Below are 5,149 nucleotides of genomic sequence, written 5' to 3'. Positions count from 1 at the left end.
GGGCGGCGGATCTATCGCCTGGGTTGACGGTGTAGGCGTGCTCAAGGTCGGACCGCGCAGTGCAGGAGCAGATCCGGGGCCAGCTTGTTATGGCAGGGGAGGACTGAATCCGACGACCACCGATGCCTATGTGCATTTGGGGATTATTCGCCCTGATCGGTTTCTTGGAGGCCGTATGCCGCTGAACGAAGAAATGGCGGCAGCGGCTCTGAAGCGTTTGGGAGCAGGGCTTGGGCTGGATTCCCAAAAAACGGCTCAGGCGATTCTGGATGTGGCGACCGCCAATATGTACGCACAATTCACACCCTTGATGGCGCGCAAAGGAATTGATCCCCGTGATTTTACGCTTCTGGCATATGGCGGAGCTGGCCCGACACATGCCTTCCTGCTGGCGCGGGAAGTCGGTATACGACGGGTGCTTGTGCCACCGTCTCCAGGCACGCTTTGTGCAACAGGCTGTGTCGTGGCTGATCTGCGTAATGATTTTGTATATACGCTGTACAAAACCGAACAGCAGCTTGAGGAAGGCGAGCTTGAACGTATTTTTAAGGATCTTGCCGAGCAGGGACACCATTGGCTGGAGACAGAGAGCAGCCGAGGAATTGAACTGGAGTCCACCTATATGCTGTATAGCGCAGATATGCGCTATGAAGGACAGGCTTTTGATATTGAAGTGTCCATCCCAAGTGAAAATCTGGAAGCAAACCCTGTAGCAGAGACTGCAGATGGGACTGTCTGCTTTGTTCAGGAAGCGGTGAGGCGTTTTCATCGCCAGTATGAGGCCATCTTTGGAGTAAGCCAGCCGGAGTCTTCCGTCTCCTTTGTCAATTTGAGAGCAACGATTGTTGGGGTAACTCACAAGGCGGATACGATGCAAATCCCCGACCATGACGATTTGTCCCATCAGCCAGGTCACGCTCCAGTTCCGGAAGCCAGAACCATATATTTTGATGGCGTGGAAATGAAGGCGCACATTGTTCGGCGTTCAGATCTGCCCACTACAGAAGCCTGGTCTGGTCCGGTCATTATTGAAGAGTATGATACGACGGTCTTTGTTCCACCAGGTTACAGCGTTAAGATTGACAACTTAGGGAATATAATCGGGGAGGTGGAAGGATGAACAGTGAGCTAAAGACGGATCGCGTATTTCTGGAGATTTTCAAAAACAGGGTGCAGGCGATCGTCGAGGAAATGGCTAATGTTGTTTTGCGCACCGGGTTTACCGCTTTTGTCAAAGAAACAGGTGATTTCGGTACGTATCTGCTTTCACCCCAGGGTGAAACCTTTGGATGTCCACTCGATACAGGTTACAACCTGTCGTTAGGTATCCCTGCAGGGGATGTAATTTCATCCATCGGACAATGGAATGAAGGCGATATTGTCATTTGTAACGATCCGTATTCGACAGGCGGTATGGCGACACATCTGCCGGATGTCTATCTGCTAAAGCCTTTTTTCTATGAAGGGCAGATTATAGCCTTCGGGCTATGCTTCATTCACTCTTCTGACGTAGGAGGCAAGGTGCCTGGCAGCGTGTCGCCCAGCTCATACGATATTTATCAGGAGGGGCTGCGCCTTGCGCCGGTAAAGCTTTATGAGGCCGGTGTGCTGAACGAAGCCATTTTGCGTATTTTTCTTGATAATTGCCGAATTCCTGACCAAAACTGGGGCGATCTAAGAGCTTTGATGGCTGCACTGAACCGGGGAGAACGACGGCTTCAAGAGTTGGTAGAGCGCTATGGGATATCCCGAGTAGAGAGTGGCATCGAAGATGTGCTTGTTTACGCCGAGACACGGGTTCGTCAGATGATTCAGGATATTCCGGACGGAGAATACGAGTTTTGGGATTATATTGAGAAGGGGCCAGGGGGCTATCCGGTTCGGCTGCGCTGTAAAATGGTGGTCCGGGACGATGGAATATTTTTGGATTTTAAGGGAACAGACCCGCAAGTGAGAGCATCCTTTAATATTCCGACCCTTAACAAACAGGGACATTACTATCTGGTGCCAGCACTCATTCGATATTTCAGGACACTGGACCCCTCGATTCCATGGAATTCGGGGATGGTGCGGATGATTACGAATGATACGCCGTCGGGTACTCTGTTGAACCCGGAAGCTCCGGCTGCGATCGGAGCGCGTGCGGCTACATTTATCAGGCTGATGGATGTGCTGACAGGTACGCTAAGTCAAGCCCAGGAGAACAAGCTGCCCGCTGCTGGTGCCGGACAAGCGGCAATCGTCATGCTGGCTATGACTGATCCAGTCACGGGTGGGCGGAAAGTAGGCGTGGTGCAGCCGATATGTGGAGGCTCAGGAGCCAGACCGATGAAGGACGGCATTGACGGGATGGACTTTGCGGTCGGTCATCTGCGCAATATTCCTGCGGAAACGGTTGAAGCGGATATGCCTATCCTGATCGAGCGGTACGGCTTGCTGCCTGATTCGGCTGGAGCGGGAACCTATCGGGGAGGCTGCGGAATTGATTTACAATTGAAGGTACTTAGCCCCGACACAGTACTGACTGCCCGTAATATGGAGCGGATGGAATTTCAGCCGTGGGGCAGACTTGGCGGGAAAGCTGGTGCTTATGGAACGGCTGTTAAAAATCTGGGACAGCCATCTGAGCAACGTACCGGGCGAATCGACGAGCTTTTATTACAGCCGGGAGACACGGTGTCGTTCTTTTCCCAAGGTGGAGGCGGGTATGGAAGCCCTTATAAAAGATCCCCTCAGGCCGTCGCACGGGATGTACGCAATGGATTAGTATCGAAGGATGCCGCTTATGAACAGTATGGAGTCGTATTCCATGAAAGTAAGGTGGACTTGGACGCTACCCAAAAAAGACGCAGTGCCGTTTATGGTTCAACGGATGAACAGCAATCTTTTCATTTTGGCTCGGCTCGTGAACAATTTGAGTCCATCTGGAGTGATGAAATGCAGTTGGCTGTTGGGGCGGCGCTAACGGGGTATCCACTGGCGCTTCGGGATTACCTGAAACGATGTGCAATGAAAGAGATTGATGATCGGTTCCAAAGAGGTGAACAGGTCCAAGCTATTGAGGTGGCAGAGATTATGGCAGCCATTCATCGTACGATTGCTGCTCTCTAGGCAGGGAGCAGTGTTTTTTACAATTAATAATCATACTTTACCGGGAGGTTTAATCAAATGAAACGATTTTCAAAAACGTTAGGTTCCGTCTCTGTGATTTTAGCTGCGTCCATGTTACTCCTGACAGCTTGCGGAAGCTCGGTATCCACTTCGCAGGCTACCAATGGAAATTCGGATGGAGGGCAAAAAATCAAGCTCAGCATGTTTATATGGGCAGGTGCCAATCAGGATGTGGTTCCTAAAGAAGTGGTTGCGGATTATGTGAAGAAACATCCGAACGTTCAGGTTGATTTTGTGGAATCATCCAATTCTGTTATGTACCCTAAAATGGTAGCAGGGCAGAAGGCTGATCCCAACAACCCGGTTGTCAACTTCGGTTACTTTAATGCAGATGCTTCCGCCAAGGGGCTGAACGATGATATGTGGGAGCCGCTTGACCCGTCCATCGTAACCCATATGCAGGATATTCCCGAGCAATACCATACCAAGGACAATCGTGGCATCGTATGGGGAGTAACGAATTTTGCACTCGTATATAACAAGGATTTGGTTAAAACTCCGCCGACAAGCTGGAACGATCTTTGGGAAAATCCGCAATTTAAGGACAAAGTAGCTCTTTGGGATTACATGTTCTATTCCTACATCGCTCCAGTCATCGAATTGAAGGGCAAGGAGTTGGGTGCAACCTATGATAAGCCAGAGGCTGCCTTTGATTTCTGGGGAAAACATACGGATCAGGTGCGCACGCTCGTAAACTCCAACGACCAATTGAAAAACTTGCTTATTTCCGGCGAGGCGCTGGTAGCACCATTCAGTTCGCAGACGGCCCAAACGTGGATTAATGATGAAGGCGCTCCACTCGCAGTAGCTATTCCGAAGGAAGGTTTCGTTTCCTTCCCGTATTCCTTACAAGTGGTCAAGGGCTCGACGCCGGAACAGACGCGTGTCGCTAACGAGATCATTAATGAGCTGTTGAAACCTGAGAATTTGACCAAGTATGCTGAGGCAACAGGTACTCCGGTAACAAGCACTGCTGCACAAGTACCTGATAAATATAAAAATGATCCATCTTTCTCTGTAGCTGAGCAGAAAAAAGGTCTAAATCCGGATTGGTCAGCCATGGCTCGAGGGGCCTCTGAGTGGAAGGACCTGTGGGATCGTCTGGTCAAAACAAAACTGCAATAATTTCAGGCCATAGTTATAGTGATGCCATTCGTGGCTAACCTACTAGGAGGGAATATATCCATGTCCGGAGTTGAACACCAGATTGCGATTGAAGTACGGGATGTCGTGAAGAGGTTCGGCGATCATGCGGCCGTCAATCAGGTATCCTTTCGCGTGAGACAGGGGGAGTTCATTTCTCTGCTCGGTCCCAGCGGCTGTGGGAAAACAACGTTACTGCGGATGTTGGGAGGACTTGAGATGCCGGACCAGGGTACTATTCTTCTCTCTGGAGCAGATGTGACCCGAATTCCGGCGTATGGACGAAATACGAACATGATTTTTCAACAGCTTGCACTGTTTCCCCATATGGACGTATATAAAAATATTGCCTACGGCTTGAAAATGAAAGGAGTATCAAGTGGCGAAATTCGGAAAAGTGTGGAGCGGGTTCTGGAATTAGTCCAGCTTCCCGGCTTCGGCACCCGCAAGGTTTCACAACTGTCTGGGGGGCAGGCCCAGCGTATAGCGATTGCACGCGCCTTGGTCAACCAGCCCCAAGTGCTGCTGCTGGACGAGCCTCTGTCTGCGCTGGATGCGCAGCTACGACTGGACATGCAACGGGAGCTAAAGCGGATTCAGCGGGAGTCAGGGACCACCTTTATATTCGTGACCCACGATCAGGAGGAAGCCTTGAATGTGTCGGACCGAATCGGTGTTATGCGTGACGGAGTCATGCTGCAATATGGCACGCCGGACGAAATTTATGAGCGCCCCGCTGACCGATTTGTCGCTAAATTTATCGGCGATACCAATTTGTTGCCGGCCCGTGTGCTGGCGGATGAAGGAGACCTGACGATTGTGGAAACGGCAGGGG

The 5,149-nt window shown here is 50.9% G+C and carries 4 protein-coding genes; all 4 read left to right on the top strand.

The features are described from left to right. Positions 1-1,120: hydantoinase/oxoprolinase family protein (locus WG8_RS29045; RefSeq protein WP_007432490.1), on the top strand; the 1,120-nt coding region annotated here is incomplete at its 5' end. Continuing rightward, positions 1,117-3,111 carry a hydantoinase B/oxoprolinase family protein gene (locus WG8_RS22035; RefSeq protein ID WP_007432489.1) on the top strand — a complete coding sequence of 665 codons (1,995 nt, stop codon included), beginning with the start codon at positions 1,117-1,119 and terminating at the stop codon, positions 3,109-3,111. The genes WG8_RS29045 and WG8_RS22035, both read left to right, overlap by 4 nt. 57 nt (positions 3,112-3,168) lie before the next feature. Continuing rightward, a complete protein-coding gene (locus WG8_RS22030; RefSeq protein ID WP_007432488.1) occupies positions 3,169-4,296 on the top strand; it encodes an ABC transporter substrate-binding protein in 1,128 nt (375 codons plus the stop codon). Positions 4,297-4,356: 60 nt separating this feature from the next. Further along, positions 4,357-5,149: ABC transporter ATP-binding protein (locus WG8_RS22025; RefSeq protein WP_007432487.1), on the top strand; the 793-nt coding region annotated here is incomplete at its 3' end.

It is taken from the genome of Paenibacillus sp. Aloe-11 (assembly GCF_000245715.1).
GTDB classification, from domain to species: Bacteria; Bacillota; Bacilli; order Paenibacillales; family Paenibacillaceae; genus Paenibacillus; species Paenibacillus kribbensis.
Note: the sequence above shows the minus strand (reverse complement) of the source record. Positions and strands in the feature narration are given on the sequence as shown.